12 protein-coding genes are annotated in these 16090 nt (G+C 55.1%); 3 read left to right on the top strand and 9 right to left on the bottom strand.

What is annotated here, in order from left to right; translation table 11 throughout:
- The first annotated feature begins 278 nt into the window (after positions 1-278).
- Entirely contained in the window at positions 279-2672 is a 2394-nt protein-coding gene (gene malP, locus ABVM99_RS17435) for a maltodextrin phosphorylase (RefSeq protein ID WP_023195921.1), read from the top strand.
- A 9-nt stretch (positions 2673-2681) separates the two neighbouring features.
- A complete protein-coding gene (malQ, locus tag ABVM99_RS17440) occupies positions 2682-4760 on the top strand; it encodes a 4-alpha-glucanotransferase (RefSeq protein ID WP_023195922.1) in 2079 nt (692 codons plus the stop codon).
- Positions 4761-4878: 118 nt separating this feature from the next.
- Here malQ and gntT read toward each other — a convergent pair whose 3' ends face one another.
- The 3 genes from gntT to gntX form a co-directional block, all read right to left on the bottom strand.
- Entirely contained in the window at positions 4879-6195 is a 1317-nt protein-coding gene (gene gntT, locus ABVM99_RS17445; RefSeq protein WP_023195923.1) for a gluconate transporter, read from the bottom strand.
- Positions 6196-6571: 376 nt separating this feature from the next.
- Positions 6572-7147, bottom strand: a complete 576-nt coding sequence (gene nfuA / locus ABVM99_RS17450; RefSeq protein ID WP_000619387.1) for a Fe-S biogenesis protein NfuA — start codon at positions 7145-7147, stop codon at positions 6572-6574.
- 58 nt (positions 7148-7205) lie between these two features.
- The gene (gntX, locus tag ABVM99_RS17455; protein ID WP_000958733.1) at positions 7206-7889 is read right to left on the bottom strand and encodes a DNA utilization protein GntX; all 684 of its coding nucleotides are present in this window, start codon (positions 7887-7889) and stop codon (positions 7206-7208) included.
- Positions 7890-7926: 37 nt separating this feature from the next.
- Here gntX and bioH point away from each other — a divergent pair, with 37 nt between their 5' ends.
- On the top strand, positions 7927-8697 hold the full coding sequence (bioH, locus tag ABVM99_RS17460; protein WP_017441595.1) for a pimeloyl-ACP methyl ester esterase BioH: 771 nt from the start codon (positions 7927-7929) through the stop codon (positions 8695-8697).
- A gap of 35 nt (positions 8698-8732) precedes the next feature.
- On the opposite strand, the gene ABVM99_RS17465 is transcribed toward bioH, so the two are convergent.
- The 6 genes from ABVM99_RS17465 to greB form a co-directional block, all read right to left on the bottom strand.
- Complete coding sequence (locus ABVM99_RS17465) at positions 8733-9659, bottom strand: Rpn family recombination-promoting nuclease/putative transposase (RefSeq protein ID WP_023195924.1); 927 nt, start codon at positions 9657-9659, stop codon at positions 8733-8735.
- Between the two features lie 234 nt (positions 9660-9893).
- The gene (gene feoC, locus ABVM99_RS17470) at positions 9894-10130 is read right to left on the bottom strand and encodes a [Fe-S]-dependent transcriptional repressor FeoC (RefSeq protein WP_000157589.1); all 237 of its coding nucleotides are present in this window, start codon (positions 10128-10130) and stop codon (positions 9894-9896) included.
- A 12-nt stretch (positions 10131-10142) separates the two neighbouring features.
- Positions 10143-12461 carry a Fe(2+) transporter permease subunit FeoB gene (gene feoB, locus ABVM99_RS17475; RefSeq protein WP_000736983.1) on the bottom strand — a complete coding sequence of 773 codons (2319 nt, stop codon included), beginning with the start codon at positions 12459-12461 and terminating at the stop codon, positions 10143-10145.
- A gap of 18 nt (positions 12462-12479) precedes the next feature.
- Positions 12480-12707: a ferrous iron transporter A gene (gene feoA / locus ABVM99_RS17480; protein ID WP_001160955.1), complete on the bottom strand. Its 228-nt coding sequence runs from the start codon at positions 12705-12707 to the stop codon at positions 12480-12482.
- A 436-nt stretch (positions 12708-13143) separates the two neighbouring features.
- A complete protein-coding gene (locus ABVM99_RS17485; protein WP_023195925.1) occupies positions 13144-15474 on the bottom strand; it encodes a Tex family protein in 2331 nt (776 codons plus the stop codon).
- Positions 15475-15572: 98 nt separating this feature from the next.
- Positions 15573-16046, bottom strand: a complete 474-nt coding sequence (gene greB / locus ABVM99_RS17490; protein WP_000856695.1) for a transcription elongation factor GreB — start codon at positions 16044-16046, stop codon at positions 15573-15575.
- Between the last annotated feature and the right edge of the window lie 44 nt (positions 16047-16090).

Here is a 16090-nt window from a genome sequence, read left to right on the forward strand (position 1 = left end):
ATATTTCAGGTAAGAAACTATTTCGGCGTTCATATAATCTTTCGAAAATACCCCTTCGCGATTTACTGTTATTTCTGTTTATTCATTTGATTATGCGTAACACTGGGTGTCGTTGACAGGAATCGGCGCGTTTATACAGGGGTAAGTGGCGGCGATCACACTTTTATGCTCATCCCCGCTCCTCCTCCCTCCCTAATCATTGCCGGGAGGAGGAAGGTCAACATCGAGCCTGGCAAACTAGCGATAACGTTGTTTTATTACCCGAGGACGGATTTCCTATGTCACAGCCAACCTTCAATAAAGATCAATTCCAGGCCGCCCTGACGCGTCAGTGGCAGCGTTTCGGTTTACTGTCAGCGTCCGACATGACGCCTCGTCAGTGGTGGCAGGCCGTTAGCGGCGCGCTGGCGGAATTACTGAGCGCGCAACCGGTAGCGCAGCCGACGAAAGGCCAGCGTCATGTGAACTACATTTCGATGGAATTCTTGATTGGCCGCCTGACGGGAAATAACCTGTTAAATCTGGGGTGGTACCAGGACGTTAGCGATGTGCTGAAAGCGCACGATATTAATCTGACCGATCTGCTGGAAGAGGAAGTCGATCCGGCGCTCGGCAACGGTGGTCTGGGACGTCTGGCCGCCTGCTTCCTCGATTCGATGGCCACCGTCGGGCAGTCCGCTACGGGCTATGGTCTGAACTACCAGTATGGGCTGTTCCGTCAGTCATTTGTTGAAGGCAAGCAGATGGAAGCGCCGGATGACTGGCATCGCGGCAGCTATCCGTGGTTCCGCCACAACGAGGCGCTGGACGTCCAGGTTGGGATCGGCGGTAAAGTCACCAAAGAAGGGCGCTGGGAGCCAGGTTTTGTGATTACAGGCCAGGCCTGGGATCTGCCGGTGTTAGGCTATCGTAACGGCGTCGCGCAACCGCTGCGTTTGTGGCAGGCGACCCACGCGCATCCGTTTGATCTGACCAAATTCAACGACGGCGCTTTCCTGCGGGCGGAACAGCAGGGTATCGATGCGGAAAAACTGACGAAGGTGCTTTATCCCAACGATAACCACACGGCGGGCAAAAAACTGCGCCTGATGCAGCAATACTTCCAGTGCGCCTGCTCGGTAGCGGATATTCTGCGTCGCCATCATCTGGCCGGACGCAAACTGCATGAGCTGGCGGATTACGAGGTCATTCAGTTGAACGATACTCACCCGACCATCGCCATTCCGGAACTGCTGCGCGTGCTGATTGACGAGCACCAGCTGAGCTGGGATGACGCCTGGGCTATCACCAGCAAAACCTTCGCCTACACCAACCACACCCTGATGCCAGAAGCGCTGGAGTGCTGGGACGAGAGGTTAATCAAAGCGCTGTTGCCGCGTCATATGCAGATTATCAAGCAGATTAACGATCGCTTTAAGACGCTGGTCGATAAGACCTGGCCTGGCGATAAGCAGGTATGGGCAAAACTGGCGGTGGTGCACGACCGTCAGGTACGCATGGCCAATATGTGCGTGGTCAGCGGCTTTGCGGTCAACGGCGTGGCGGCGCTGCACTCCGATCTGGTGGTGAAAGATCTGTTCCCGGAATATCACCAGCTTTGGCCGAACAAATTCCACAATGTCACCAACGGCATTACGCCGCGTCGCTGGATCAAACAGTGCAATCCGCAGCTTGCGGCGTTGCTGGATAAAACGCTGAAAAAAGAGTGGGCTAACGATCTCGACCAGTTGATCAATCTGGAAAAATACGCCGACGACGCCACATTCCGTCAGCAATATCGCGACATCAAACGGGCGAACAAACAACGGCTGGTGAAATTCATCCAGGCCCGTACCGGGATTGAGATTTCAAGCCATGCGATTTTTGATATTCAAATCAAACGTCTGCACGAGTACAAACGTCAGCACCTGAACCTGTTGCATATTTTGGCGCTGTACAAAGAGATTCGCGAAAACCCGCAGGCTGACCGCGTACCGCGCGTATTCCTGTTTGGTGCAAAGGCGGCGCCGGGCTATTACCTGGCGAAGAACATCATTTTTGCTATCAATAAGGTTGCGGAAGCCATTAATAACGACCCGGCGGTGGGTGATAAGCTGAAGGTGGTTTTCCTGCCGGATTACTGCGTCTCGGCGGCGGAAATGCTCATTCCGGCGGCGGATATTTCCGAGCAAATTTCTACTGCCGGGAAAGAGGCGTCTGGCACCGGCAACATGAAACTGGCGCTGAACGGGGCGTTGACTGTGGGAACGCTGGACGGCGCTAACGTTGAAATCGCTGAGAAGGTGGGTGAAGAGAATATCTTTATCTTTGGCCATACTGTGGAAGAGGTCAAGGCGCTCAAAGCCAAAGGCTACGATCCGGTGAAATGGCGTAAAAAAGACAAAGTGCTGGATGCGGTGCTAAAAGAGCTGGAAAGCGGTCAATACAGCGATGGCGATAAACATGCCTTTGACCAGATGCTGCATAGCCTCGGCAAACAGGGGGGCGATCCGTACCTGGTCATGGCGGACTTCGCCGCTTATGTCGAGGCGCAAAAGCAGGTGGATGCGCTGTATCGCGACCAGGAAGCGTGGACGCGTGCCGCGATCCTCAATACCGCGCGCTGCGGTATGTTCAGTTCCGATCGCTCTATTCGCGATTATCAGGCCCGTATCTGGCAGGCAAAACGCTAAGGGAGCGCGATGGAAAATAAACGTCTCGATAGTGCCGCGCTGGCGGCGGGGATCAGCCCCAGTTACATCAATGCTCATGGCAAACCGCAGTCTATTGGCGCTGAAACCAAGAGACGTTTGCTGGCGGCGATGCACGGCACGACAACAGGACCACAGGCGATCGTGCCGAATGTGAAGGTTTATACCGCGGGTAAAAAAATGGCGTTGCCGGTAGAGGGGCGCGGTGAGTTTGCCTGGCTGCTGACTACAGAAGAGGGCGTGCATTACAAAGGGCGCGTGACGGGCGGTAAAAAACTTAACCTTCCGGCTACATTGCCGGAGGGCTACCACACCCTGACGTTGACCCAGGATGAACAGCGTACGCACTGCCGTATTATCGTTGCCCCGCCGCGATGCTATGAGCCGCAGGCGCTGCTGGAGGGGAAAAAACTGTGGGGGGCCTGCGTCCAGCTTTATACTCTGCGTTCAGAAAAAAACTGGGGTATTGGCGATTTCGGCGATTTGAAGTCGATGCTGGTCGACGTGGCGACACGCGGCGGCGCGTTTATCGGCCTGAACCCGATCCACGCGCTTTATCCGGCGAATCCGGAGAGCGCCAGTCCCTACAGCCCCTCGTCTCGTCGCTGGCTGAACGTGATATATATCGATGTCAACGCCGTCGAAGATTTCCGCCTGAGCGAAGAGGCGCAGTCATGGTGGCAAATGCCCGCCACACAGCAAAAGCTGCGACAGGCGCGCGATGCGCAATGGGTGGATTACGCTACCGTTACCGCGCTGAAAATCACGGCGCTGCGGATGGCGTGGACGCGGTTTGCCGCTCGCGACGATGCGCAAATGGCGGAGTTTCGTCACTTTATCGCCCGCGAAGGCGAGAGCCTTTACTGGCAGGCGGCATTCGACGCGCTGCATGCGTATCAGGTAAAAGAGGATGAGCAGCGCTGGGGCTGGCCAGCCTGGCCGGAGGCGTACCAGTCGGTAGAGTCTCCCGCTGTCAAACAATTCTGTGAAGCGCACCGCGAAGAGGTGGAGTTTTACCTCTGGCTTCAGTGGCTGGCCTGGCGCCAATTCGCCGCCTGCTGGGATACCTGCCAGAGTTTTAAACTACCGATTGGTCTGTACCGCGATCTGGCGGTTGGCGTAGCGGCAGGCGGCGCGGAAACCTGGTGCGACCGGGAGCTGTACTGCCTGAAAGCATCTGTCGGCGCGCCGCCGGATATCCTCGGCCCGCTCGGTCAGAACTGGGGGCTACCGCCAATGGACCCGCATATTATTGTCGCCCGGGCGTATGAGCCCTTTATCGACCTGCTGCGCGCCAATATGCAAAACTGTGGCGCGTTGCGCATTGACCATGTCATGTCGTTGCTGCGTCTGTGGTGGATACCGTATGGCGAAACAGCGGATCGCGGGGCATATGTTCAGTATCCGGTTGACGATCTGTTGGCTATTCTGGCGCTGGAGAGCCAACGTCACCGTTGTATGGTGATAGGCGAAGATCTGGGGACTGTGCCAGTTGAGATTGTCGGCAAGCTGCGCGATAGCGGAGTCTATTCTTATAAAGTGTTGTGGTTTGAAAATGACCTTGAGAAAAACTTCCGCGCGCCAGGCGCGTATCCGCAACAATCGATGGCTGTCGCCTCGACGCACGATCTCCCCACGCTGCGCGGCTATTGGGAATGCGGTGACCTGACGTTGGGTAAAGCTCTGGGGCTTTATCCGGATGAAGTGATTCTGCGCGGGCTGTATGAGGATCGCGAGCGGGCGAAACAGGGGCTGTTGGACGCGCTGCATAAATATGGCTGTCTGCCAAAACGCGCCGGGCATAAGGCATCGTTAATGTCGATGACGCCAACGCTAAATCGCGGACTTCAGCGCTATATCGCCGACAGTAACAGCGGTCTGTTGGGGCTACAGCCGGAGGACTGGCTGGATATGGCCGATCCGGTTAACGTACCGGGCACCAGCGATCAGTATAAAAACTGGCGGCGGAAATTGTCTGCCTCTCTTGAGGCCATGTTTGCCGATGAGGGCGTAAACAAGCTGATTAAGGATTTGGATAAGCGCCGAAAAGCGGCCGCGAAGAAGAAGTAATAAAGCCGGGGATTTCCCCGGCTTTATGATGGTGAGAGCACGTAGGTCTGATAAGCGCAGCGCCATCAGGCAATCCTGGCGCACATTGCTGCCTTATCCGGCCTACAAGCCGCCTCGCTTAAACCACCATACCCAGCAGCAGACAGCCGATCAGGCCGCAGACGGAGATGATCGTTTCCAGCATCGACCAGGATTTAATGGTCTCGCCGATAGTCAAATTGAAATACTCTTTGAATAGCCAGAAGCCCGGGTCGTTGACGTGAGAGAAAATCACGCTCCCGGAACCGACTGCGATAACCATCAGTTCAGGGCTAACGCCGGTAGTGGAGATCAGCGGCGCCGCAATGCCGCCTGCGGTAATCGCCGCGACAGTCGCAGAGCCCAGCGCGATACGCAGCACCGCCGCGATAGACCACGCCATTAACAGCGGAGAGACATTGGTTTCATGCATCATTGAAGCGATGTATTTATCCACGCCGCTATCGACCAGCACCTGCTTGAACGCGCCGCCGCCGCCGATGATCAGCAGCATCATGGCGATAATTTTGATGGAAGAGACCAGCGTATCGTTAATCTGATCCATTGAACGCCCGCGGTTCAGGCCAAAGGTGAACATCGCAATCAGTACGGCAATTAACGTAGCCATTACCGGGTCGCCCAGGAACTCGGCAACGGGCAGGAAAGCGTGGCCTTTTGGCAGAATCATCTCGGCAATCGCACGCATCGCCATCAGAATAACCGGAACCAGCGACGTCCAGACGCTGACGCCAAAGCCCGGCATCTCTTCTTCCGTAAAAGTTTTCGCGCTGTACAGGCCTTCCGGGATCGGCTTATCGATACCTTTCAGGAAACGGGCGTAAACCGGTCCGGCAAGGATCACGGTCGGGATTGCCAGAATCGTACCAAACAGCAGCGTCTTACCCATATCGGCATGGAAAATCGTGGCGATTGCGGTTGGGCCCGGGTGCGGCGGCAGGAAGCCGTGTGTGACGGAAAGCGCCGCGGCCATCGGCACGCCGACGTACAGTAACGGGATATTCGCTGCTGCGGCAATGGTGAATACCAGCGGCAGCATCAGAACGAAGCCCACTTCATAGAACAGAGCGAAGCCGACGGTAAAGCCGGTTAACACTACGGCCCACTGAATATGCTTTTTACCAAATTTCGCGATCAGGGTAGTGGCGATACGTTGAGCGCCGCCGCAGTCGGCAAGCATTTTGCCCAGCATGGCGCCGAACCCCATAATCAGGGCCAGACTGCCAAGCGTACCGCCGACACCGGCTTTGATGGAGCCGATGACTTTATCCAGCGGCATTCCCTGCATCAACCCGACAGCGAGCGCTACCAGGACAAGGGCGATAAATCCGTTCATTTTGAAGCGGATCATCAGAAGAAGTAACAAGATAACACCGATAGCAACGATGACTAATGGCATGATTTACCTGGCCTTTACTTTGTTATGGGTAACGTCATTGTTTCGACGACAAATTCCTGTTGTTCCCGACGGGAACAGAGTCGCAATAGCACCAATACTGATTACCGTTGAAACGAATGAGCGTAGTCAGATGTTATATGGATGTTAGGTGCCCATAAGAATGATACGGGTAACATATGGGTGTTGAAAATGACCCTGGCAGGCAAAATTTAAATTATGAGACACAGGTCATGTTATCGGTGAAAGGAGAAGGACCATCGTTCTGAGTTGTGGCTGATAGCGCAGGATGGCGGCGTAAACGCCTTATTCGGCCTACGGTGGGGCAGACAAGGCCCGACAGGCGCAAGCGCCATCGGGCATGGATGCGGGGAAAATCTTAGTAGTAGGAGTGCTCGCCGCGCTGGTGTTCGGTCAGATCGCGAACCCCTTTCAGTTCCGGGAATTCATTCAGCAACTGTTTCTCGATCCCTTCTTTCAGCGTGACGTCAACCATCGAGCAACCGTTACAACCGCCGCCAAACTGCAGAATTGCATAGCCTTCATCGGTAATTTCCATCAGCGAGACGCGACCGCCGTGGCCCGCCAACTGCGGGTTAATCTGCGATTGCAGAGCATATTCCACGCGCTCCATCAGCGGCGCGTCATCGGCCACTTTGCGCATCTTCGCGTTTGGCGCTTTCAATGTAAGTTGAGAACCTAGCTGGTCGGTCACGAAATCAATTTCCGCGTCTTCCAGATAGGGCGCGCTCAGTTCATCGACATAAGCGGTCAACAGGTCAAATTTCAGTGCAGTATCGGTGGCTTCTACGGCGTCGGGCGGACAATAAGAAACACCGCACTCTGCGTTAGGAGTGCCGGGATTAATGACAAATACGCGGATTTGCGTCCCTTCTTCCTGATTTGCCAGCAGTTTGGCAAAGTGCGCTTGTGCAGCATCGGAAATACGGATCATAGTAATGGCCTAATAGTTGACTATTTTAGTTGGTTATAATACGCCCATCATCGAGGCTCTACAAGGTTCGACACAGGCACCATACCTGGACAGTCGCTGCGCCGTTGCGCAAAAGCAGTTGCGCGATTTCCGCGACGGTACTTCCGGTAGTGACGACATCATCCACAATAACCATATGGAGACCCTGTACCGGCAATTCAAGGCGAAACGCGTTTTTCAAATTGCGTTTACGTAACCTGGCGCTGAGATGATGTTGTGTTGCGGTCGCCCGTACCCGCGTGATGGTCTGGCTGTCCCACGCGCAGCCCAGCCAGCGCGCTAACGGTTGGCATAACAGATCGCTTTGGTTAAATCCCCGCCGCCAGTGTCGGCGCGACCAGAGCGGAACGCTGACGATTCTGTCGGGAAGCTGCAAGCCAGTGCTGCGGCGCGCCATGAGGACTTCCTGCAACAGTAGACGCGCCAGTGCGGCGGCAATTTCGCTGCGGCGGGTAAATTTAAGCTGATGCACCAGTAAACTCAAGGGCGGCGTATAGTCACTGACGCTCACCAGACGCTGCCAGGGCGGCGGTTTTTGCAGGCAGCGACCGCAGGGGAGCGAAGGATGCGCGGCAGGTAATCCGCATTGCGGACACAGACTGACGCGCTGACGAACGGCGCGCGCGCATACGGAACAAATCCCCCAGTGGCTTAACGCCAGCGGCATTCGGCATAGCCAGCATAATCCCGGTACTGTTAGCATAGGTGCATCCTTGTTAGACAAAAGAGAACAGTAACTGATGAATGACATCTGGTGGCAGACCTACGGCGAGGGAAATTGTCATCTTGTGCTGCTGCACGGATGGGGATTGAACGCGGAGGTATGGCATTGCATTCGCGAGGAACTCGGCTCGCATTTTACGCTGCATCTGGTCGACTTGCCGGGCTATGGTCGCAGCTCGGGGTTTGGCGCCATGACGCTTGAAGATATGACGGCGCAGGTAGCGAAAAACGCGCCGGACCAGGCTATCTGGCTTGGCTGGAGCCTGGGTGGCCTGGTGGCGAGTCAGATGGCGCTCACCCACCCTGAACGCGTCCAGGCGCTGGTGACTGTCGCCTCTTCGCCATGCTTTAGCGCGCGTGAAGGGTGGCCGGGAATAAAACCAGAAATCCTCGGCGGATTCCAGCAGCAGCTTAGCGACGATTTTCAGCGCACGGTGGAGCGTTTTCTGGCGCTGCAAACGTTAGGGACGGAGACGGCGCGTCAGGATGCCCGCACCTTAAAAAGCGTGGTGCTGGCGCAGCCTATGCCGGATGTAGAGGTGCTCAATGGCGGACTGGAAATCTTAAAAACGGTCGATCTACGAGAAGCGCTTAAAAATGTGAACATGCCATTTTTGCGTTTGTATGGTTATCTGGACGGTCTGGTGCCGCGTAAAATGGTGCCTTTGCTCGATACGTTATGGCCGCACAGTACATCACAGATAATGGCGAAGGCGGCCCATGCGCCGTTTATCTCGCATCCGGCGGCGTTTTGTCAGGCGCTGATGACGCTAAAATCATCGCTGTAACCAGGGCGTTGCCGGGCCCGGACCATTCTGCAAGGTTAATGGCTTTCAGACGCCAGATCGGCAGGCGCCAGCCCGGTAACCCTAAGCACGGTATCGCGATCGAAACCATCGTTTAGCATGGAGCGGGCAATGCGCAATGCGGCGAGCCGTTGGCCTTCCTGTTTGCCTTGCTGTAGCCCTTTCTGTAACCCGTTACGATGTCCTTCCTGACGTAATCTGTCTGCGATAGTCATGATCTTCTCCTTATGCTGTGGGATACGCATAGCCACCTGGCGGATAAACGTATTGAAGCGCGCGGCGTCGCCAGTGTGCATCATGTAATTAAACAAACTTTGAAGCTGGGTGTCATTAGCGTATCCCTTAACCAGCAGGGCGACCAGCTGTTCGACAAGCCCCATCAGATCACGCTGGCGGATGTGTTTTTGTATGAGTTCCAGCAGCGCGACCCGTCGGTGTCGCATAATCTCGTCGTCCGGCACGACCGTAATATCGACCAGAGGAAAGGCGGTGGTGTATAGCTTACGCGCCATCACCGGGTCGGCAAATTCATCCAGCCAGCATAATGAGAACGGATACGGGCTGCGGTTTCCGTGATAAAACAGCATTGGCACCACTAACGGCAACGTCTTATGCCCGGCCTCCAGGTGCCGTTGCATTGCAGCCATTGCGTAACGCATCAGCCGAAATGCCATATGCGCGTCCGGCGTACTCTGATGTTCAATAACCACGTAAATGTAACCGTCACCTTCACTTGTTTCCAGCGACCAAAGAATATCGGAATAATGGGGGCGTAAATCCTCTTCAATAAAGCTACCGGACTCCAGCCGTAACGTATTCAGATTACAGATTTGACGTAATGTCGTCGGGAGATGAATTTCCAAAAAATCCCGTGCAGTATCGGGGTGGCATAAAAACTGTTTGAATACCGCGTCATGCGGCGTGGATGTTGTTGAGGTCGCCATATCGATCCGTCATCGGTGAAGTTCAATGGCGTGACACTACGCGCAGACCGTGCTGATTGCAGTAGAGGATTAGTGCGCTTGCGAGGCGCATGGGGAGATAAATGCGCACGGCGGTAACGCTTTCATCTTTGTGGAAGGCATGACGCAAAATTGCCCGGCAGCGTGACGCGTACCGGGCAACATAACGCGGAATAAAGGCCGGATAGGACGCGTTACGTCGCTACCCGGCGAAGGTTAACGCAAGGCCCACCATTCGCGCAGGCAGGCTTTACCTTCCGGACAACTTTTACAGCTGCCTGAAAGGCAGCCGTCCGGTTCTTCCGGGATACGTACCGCTTTACCCATGATCTCCAGTTGATTCAGCATGGCGTCGATCATGGGCTGCGGAGCGTGCAGCGTATGGCTGATTTGCGTTGCCTCCATACGCCCCCGTAGCGCCAGTAGATCGCGAACCTGTATCAATGAAGCCATTTTTTACATCCCTTAGTGACAATTGCCCGCAGTGCCCGAACAACAGGAACTGACGTTTTTGCGGGTTGCCAGCAGTTCAATGTCTACACGGCTGCGGGCGCGGCGCAACAGGCTTAACACCACAACGTTAAAGACGATTACCGCCAGAATACAGATCAGGCTGTACGTCGGGTGTTGACTGAAGCTGGTAACCTGGTAGAACAGCGTGGCGAGCGAATAGGCGATATTCAGTCCCCACAGGATGGAGAAGCCCATCCAGCCGCGGCTGGACTCGCGGGCGATAGCGCCCATTACCGAGATACACGGTACGTAAAGCAGGACGAAAATCAGGTAACTGTACGCCGCCGCGGCGCTGCCAAATTTTTGATCCATCACGCCCATCGCGCCGGTCGCCATTTCGCCGTCGCCTTTACTCGCTTCGATCGGGTTAGCCAGTACGCTCAGGCTAAAGGTGTCTTTCAGGCTTTGCCAGGTATCGTCAACCGCGCCCAGCAGTTCATCGCCGAGGTGGAAGTCGGCAGGATTAAACGCTTCGTCCTGAATATTTTCGGCGGTGTAGAGCGTGTTCAGCGTACCGACGACAACCTCTTTCGCCATGGCGCCCGTAAACAGACCCACGGTCGCTTGCCAGTTATCCTCATGGACGCCGATCGGTTTAAAGACTGGCGTGATGACCCGGCTTACAGAGGCGAGGGCAGAGTCATTAATGTTATCGACGATTTTGCCGCTCAACGAGAAACTGTTAAACGCGCTCAGGAAAATACTCACGATGATAATGACTTTACCGGCGCGTAGTACAAAACCTTTCAGGCGTTGCCAGGTCTGGATGATCAGGCTCTTGATATGCGGGACGTGGTAAACCGGCAGCTCCATCACAAACGGAGAGGCTTCGCCGCGCATAATGGTATGCTTCAGCATCAGGCCGGTTAATACCGCCATGACAATACCCAGCACGTACAGCGAGAAGACCGCCAGCGCGCCGTTTTGCCCGAAGAAGGCGGCGGCAAAGACGGCGAAAATCGCCAGGCGCGCGCCACAGGACATAAACGGCGCCATCATGATGGTCATCAGGCGTTCGCGCGGAGCGTCAAGCGTGCGGGCGCCCATCACGGAAGGTACGTTACAGCCGAAGCCGACAATCAGCGGCACGAAGGATTTACCCGGTAGTCCCAGCGCCTGCATCAGGCGATCCATGACGAAGGCCGCGCGCGCCATATAACCGGAGTCTTCAAGGAAGGAGAGGAACAGGTACATCATCCCGATTTGCGGCACCAGCGGCAGGACGGTATTGATCCCGCCGCCAAGACCTTGCGCCAGGAAGATGGTCAACCAATCCGGGAAGTGCAACGTGTAGCCAATCCATTGAATGCCATGAATAAAGATGGCAACGGAACCGGCATCAAACAGGGGTTGCAACGCGCCGCCGATGTTAATGGCGAGCAGGAACATCAGGTACATCACGAACAAAAAAATCGGTAAGCCGAGGAAGCGGTTCAGGATAATTTTATCGACCGCCCTGGTGAAGCGGCTGGGTTCGGCTGTCAGGGTATTGCTGACCACGTCGCAAATAGCGGCGATACACTGGTAACGGGCGTCGGCGATATGCAGCGCCGGGTCGTCCATTTCGTCCTTCAGACGGGCAAGGGAGGTGTCCAGGTTTTGTGCCGCCTCGCCTGCGTAAGCCCGGCTGTAGATATCGCCCTCCAGCATTTGCAGACCCAGCCAGCGGCGCTGTTGTAAAGGCATCTCCTGGGCCATCGCGTCGGCCAGGAAACCCGCTTCGCGCAGCAGCGGCTGGGCATAATGCACCAGTTCGACGTTGTCGTTAGCGTTGTGACGATCAATGGCCAGTTTCAGCGCCTCGATACCGCGACCGCGAGTCGATACCAGCGGTACGACAGGACAACCCAGACGCGTGGACAGAGCGTCGACATCAATACGAACCTGCTGTTTTTCAGCGATATCCAGCATATTGAGCGCGACAATACAGGGGATACCCAGCTCCAGCAGCTGCAGCGTCAAATAGAGGTTGCGCTCCAGATTGGAGGCGTCTACAACGTTTATCAACAGATCGGCGTCGCCGCTCAGGATGTAGTGGCAGGCGATCTGTTCGTCGAGAGAGGTTTGTGACGAGATGGTCGTCAGAGAATAGGTGCCGGGTAAATCTACCAGCGTGACCTGGTGGTCAGTTGTCGCGAACTGGCCCTCTTTACGCTCGACGGTGACGCCCGCCCAGTTCCCCACGCGCTGACGCGCGCCGGTGAGTTGGTTAAATAAGGTGGTCTTGCCGGAATTAGGATTACCAATTAAACCAATGGTTAATTTTTTCATTTTTATAGACTCACTGTATTAACAGGAAACCGCTTCCACTTCTATTAACGCCAAATCCTTTTTACGCAAAACCAGACTCACGCGTCGTGTTTCGATATGGATCGGATCGCCTAAGGGCGCGACGCGGACAACATTAAATGAAGAGCCGGGCAACATGCCGAGCGAAAGCAGTTTTTGACGATACGCCGGGCTGATTTCACGCGCAAAGCCGGTGATTTTCCACGCAGTGTCAGGAGTGAATTGCATACGACCTACTTGTTTCTTACTAACTGGATGTATACCTCATGCGGCGCTCAGGGGGGCGGCAGGAGACCCGATGTTTAGCCAACGAAGGAAAGAGTAAATAATCAACAACACAATGATAATGAGAATGGTTTCTATCTTCAACGATTAAAATGTGACGGAATGTACAAATAAGCGATAATTTGCGCCGATGTTGATATGGCTCAACATTTATTTGTCTTTTTGCAAATACCTCTAATGTGCAAATATTCACCGTTTTTAATGTTTAATTAAGGTTTCATCTGTTAATAAAGTGATAATTAATAGTGCGGATAGCAGAAGGAAATTAATTAACAGATTCTAATGGGTAAGATTTAATTGTTAATTAAAAAAGAAAGGGTTGGACGTATTGCAAAATCGCAGGCCGGATAAGAAGTAACCCGGCCTGCGTATTACCCGATTAGCGTTTTTTTCCCATTGCGGCTGCCAGCGCGTCCATCATGGCGCTGTTACCGGCTGGCTGGGCGTCACGACCGCGCGGTTTCGCCGCTTTTGATGCCGGGCGGTTGCCCTGAGCGCGATCGGCGCCGCCGCCGCGGCGAGCGGCGGTTTCGCCGGGCTGTTCGTCCAGACGCATCGTCAGCGCAATACGCTTACGTTGCAGATCCACTTCCAGCACTTTCACCTTCACGATGTCGCCCGCTTTCACCACGGTGTGTGGATCGTCGACGAACTTAGTCGACAGGGAAGAGATGTGGACCAGGCCATCCTGATGAACGCCGATATCGACAAACGCGCCGAAGTTAGTGACGTTAGTGACCGCCCCTTCCAGAATCATCCCCGGCAGCAGGTCGTTCATGGTTTCGACGCCATCGGCGAATTGCGCGGTTTTAAATTCAGGACGCGGGTCGCGGCCCGGTTTTTCCAGCTCTTTGATGATATCGCTCACGGTCGGCACGCCGAATTTATCGTCGGTAAAATCAGCGGCCTTGAGGTGACGCAATTCGTTGCTGTTGCCCATCAGATCTTTTAGCGCTTGCTGCGTCGCCGCCAGAATGCGTTCGACAACCGGATAGGCTTCCGGGTGGACGGTGGACGCATCCAGCGGGTTATCGCCGTGGTTAATACGCAGGAAGCCCGCGCACTGTTCAAACGCTTTCGGCCCCAGACGGCTCACCTTCAACAGTTGCTGGCGATTCTGGAACTGACCGTTCTCATTGCGCCAGGCGACGATGTTTTGCGCCATCATGCGCGTTAAGCCCGCGACGCGGGTCAGCAGCGGTACGGAGGCGGTATTCAAATCGACGCCGACGGCGTTTACGCAGTCTTCGACCACCGCATCCAGTTTACGGGCCAACTGGGTCTGGCTGACATCGTGTTGATATTGGCCGACGCCGATCGATTTCGGATCGATTTTCACCAGTTCCGCCAGCGGATCCTGTAGACGACGCGCGATAGAGACCGCGCCGCGCAGGGAGACGTCGAGATCCGGAAACTCCTGCGCCGCCAGCTCAGAAGCGGAATACACGGACGCCCCCGCTTCGCTGACGATCACTTTCTGCGCCGTCACGTTCGGGAACTGTTTTTGTACGTCGAGATAGAAGCGTTCGGTTTCACGCGAGGCCGTACCGTTGCCAATCGCGACCAGTTCGACGTGGTATTTTTCGCACAGCGCGGCGATCACGGTAGCCGCTTTGGCCGCCTGACCGGTATGCGGATAAATGGTATCCGTCGCCACCAGCTTGCCGGTGCCGTCAACGACAGCGACTTTTACGCCGGTACGCAGGCCAGGATCAAGGCCCATCGTGGCGCGCAGGCCTGCGGGGGCTGCCATCAGCAGGTCGTGCAGGTTACGGGCAAACACGTTAATCGCTTCATCTTCCGCACGTTCGCGCACGGTGCCCATCAGTTCGGTTTCGAGGTGCATTAAGACTTTGATACGCCACGTCCAGCTCACTACGCCTTTGCGCCAGCTATCCGCCGGGGCGTTATTTAGCCGCAGGCCGAGATGGTCCATGATGATTTGCTCGCAGTAGCTCTCTTTCGGAGGCTCATCAAACTGTGGGTCGGCATTGAGCGAAAGTTGCAGAATGCCTTCGTTACGACCACGGAACATGGCCAGCGCACGGTGAGACGGGACGTTAGCAATGGGCTCATGATGGTCGAAATAGTCGCGGAATTTTGCCCCTTCTTCCTCTTTGCCGTTAACGACTATGGCGACCAGATGAGCGTTCTTCCACAGGTAATCACGCACTTTCGCCAGCAATGCGGCGTCTTCGGCAAAGCGCTCCATCAGAATGTAGCGTGCGCCGTCGAGCGCGGCTTTCGTGTCCACCACGCCTTTGTCGCCATCAATGTACTTTGCCGCTTCCACGTCAGGATCGTGGGACGGCTCGTTCCAGAGCAGATCGGCCAGCGGCTCAAGGCCGGCTTCAATGGCGATTTGTCCACGGGTGCGGCGTTTAGGTTTATAGGGCAGGTAGAGGTCTTCGAGCTCGGTCTTACTTAACGTAGCGTTGATGGCGCCAGCCAGCTCATCGGTCAGTTTGCCTTGTTCGGAAATGGACTTGAGGATGGCCTGACGCCTGTCTTCCAGCTCACGCAGATAGCCCAGACGCGTTTCCAGGTTACGCAACTGCGTGTCATCCAGACCGCCGGTGATTTCTTTACGATAACGTGCGATAAACGGCACGGTGTTCCCTTCGTCAAGCAGGCGAACGGCAGCTTCAACCTGCCCGGCATTTGCCTGGATTTCACCCGCAATAATGCGGCAGAAAGAATCATTCATCATGGGTTAGCTTCGTCTTCAGGATAAAAATCAGGGGATAGTTATACGGATTGGCTGGCAAAAATGCCAGCCATCAGCAGGGGCTTAGGATTCTTCTTGTCTTATTTGACGTATTCGATCGCATTGACGTACCAGTTTGCTTCGCCGACAGGGGTGTTGACCACCGCCAGATCGCCCACTTCTTTTTTCAGTAGCGCCCGCGCCATCGGCGAGTCGATAGAGATGTAATCCTTACGTCCGAAAATTTCATCGTAGCCGACAATGCGGAACTTCAGCGTATCGCCGTCATCATTTTCAATTTCCACCCAGGCGCCGAAGAAGACTTTGCCCTCCTGCTGCGGGGAATAATCCACGATTTTGAGATTTTCCATGCATTTGGTCAGATATCTGACGCGTCTGTCGATCTCACGCAGGCGCTTTTTATTATACTGATAGTCGGCATTCTCGCTGCGGTCGCCCAGACTCGCAGCCCAGGTCACTTTTTTGGTGACCTCCGGGCGCTCTTCACGCCAGAGATAATTGAGCTCTTGTTTGAGTGTTTCGTACCCTTCGCGGGTGATCAGGGGCGTTTTCATCTCGTTGATTTACCTTTGCTGTCGATATTGCGCACACGGGGTAT

This window comes from Salmonella sp. SJTUF15591 (assembly GCF_043356435.1).
Classification (GTDB): Bacteria; Pseudomonadota; Gammaproteobacteria; order Enterobacterales; family Enterobacteriaceae; genus Salmonella; species Salmonella enterica.

What these genes read in the sequence shown, in the direction of transcription:
- malP (WP_023195921.1), top strand. Translation starts at nt 279, where the DNA reads ATGTCACAGCCAACCTTCAATAAAGATCAATTCCAGGCCGCCCTGACG.
- malQ (WP_023195922.1), top strand. Translation starts at nt 2,682, where the DNA reads ATGGAAAATAAACGTCTCGATAGTGCCGCGCTGGCGGCGGGGATCAGC.
- gntT (WP_023195923.1), bottom strand. Translation starts at nt 6,195, where the DNA reads ATGCCATTAGTCATCGTTGCTATCGGTGTTATCTTGTTACTTCTTCTG.
- nfuA (WP_000619387.1), bottom strand. Translation starts at nt 7,147, where the DNA reads ATGATCCGTATTTCCGATGCTGCACAAGCGCACTTTGCCAAACTGCTG.
- gntX (WP_000958733.1), bottom strand. Translation starts at nt 7,889, where the DNA reads ATGCTAACAGTACCGGGATTATGCTGGCTATGCCGAATGCCGCTGGCG.
- bioH (WP_017441595.1), top strand. Translation starts at nt 7,927, where the DNA reads ATGAATGACATCTGGTGGCAGACCTACGGCGAGGGAAATTGTCATCTT.
- ABVM99_RS17465 (WP_023195924.1), bottom strand. Translation starts at nt 9,659, where the DNA reads ATGGCGACCTCAACAACATCCACGCCGCATGACGCGGTATTCAAACAG.
- feoC (WP_000157589.1), bottom strand. Translation starts at nt 10,130, where the DNA reads ATGGCTTCATTGATACAGGTTCGCGATCTACTGGCGCTACGGGGGCGT.
- feoB (WP_000736983.1), bottom strand. Translation starts at nt 12,461, where the DNA reads ATGAAAAAATTAACCATTGGTTTAATTGGTAATCCTAATTCCGGCAAG.
- feoA (WP_001160955.1), bottom strand. Translation starts at nt 12,707, where the DNA reads ATGCAATTCACTCCTGACACTGCGTGGAAAATCACCGGCTTTGCGCGT.
- ABVM99_RS17485 (WP_023195925.1), bottom strand. Translation starts at nt 15,474, where the DNA reads ATGATGAATGATTCTTTCTGCCGCATTATTGCGGGTGAAATCCAGGCA.
- greB (WP_000856695.1), bottom strand. Translation starts at nt 16,046, where the DNA reads ATGAAAACGCCCCTGATCACCCGCGAAGGGTACGAAACACTCAAACAA.